The organism is Terrisporobacter mayombei (genome assembly GCF_020748465.1).
Taxonomy (GTDB): Bacteria; Bacillota; Clostridia; order Peptostreptococcales; family Peptostreptococcaceae; genus Terrisporobacter; species Terrisporobacter mayombei.
This window is the reverse complement of sequence record NZ_JAHZMP010000200.1, coordinates 1-465: the sequence shown is the minus strand read 5'-3', so window position 1 is coordinate 465 and position 465 is coordinate 1. Positions and strand designations below refer to the sequence as shown.

The window sequence follows — 465 nt, the reverse complement described above, 5'->3', positions numbered from 1 at the left end:
ATGATATGGATAATATCAGAGTGACCACACCTAAGCGACATATTGATATTCATAGAGGTAAGTAAAAATGGAACTGAAACATAGTATTAGTGATTATACCGAGGCTGAATTTCTGGAGTTTGTAAAAAAAATATGTAGAGCTGAAGGTGCTACTGAAGAGGATGACAATAAATTAGTGAGAGAGTTTGAGCGATTAACTGAGCACCCAGATGGTTCAGATCTGATTTATTATCCTCGCGATGACAGGGAAGATAGTCCTGAAGTGATTGTTAAAGAAATTAAAGAATGGCGAGCTGCTAACGGTAAGCCAGGATTTAAACAGGGCTAAAATATGAATGCCGGTTGTTTATGGATGAATGGCTAGCATTCTTTCACAACAAGGAGTCGTTATGAAAAAAATAACAGGGATTATTTTATTGCTTCTTGCAGTCATTATTCTGGCTGCATGTCAGGCAAACTATATCC

Annotated in this window: 1 protein-coding gene; it reads left to right on the top strand. The window is 37.2% G+C overall.

Translation table 11 applies throughout. The features are described 5' to 3' along the window. The first annotated feature begins 67 nt into the window (after positions 1-67). A complete protein-coding gene (locus K0039_RS21130) occupies positions 68-328 on the top strand; it encodes a bacteriocin immunity protein (RefSeq protein WP_228106873.1) in 261 nt (86 codons plus the stop codon). Positions 329-465: the final 137 nt, after the last annotated feature.

Bases quoted from the DNA above. Each gene is read 5' to 3' on its own strand.
- K0039_RS21130 (WP_228106873.1), top strand. From the start codon at position 68: ATGGAACTGAAACATAGTATTAGTGATTATACCGAGGCTGAATTTCTG.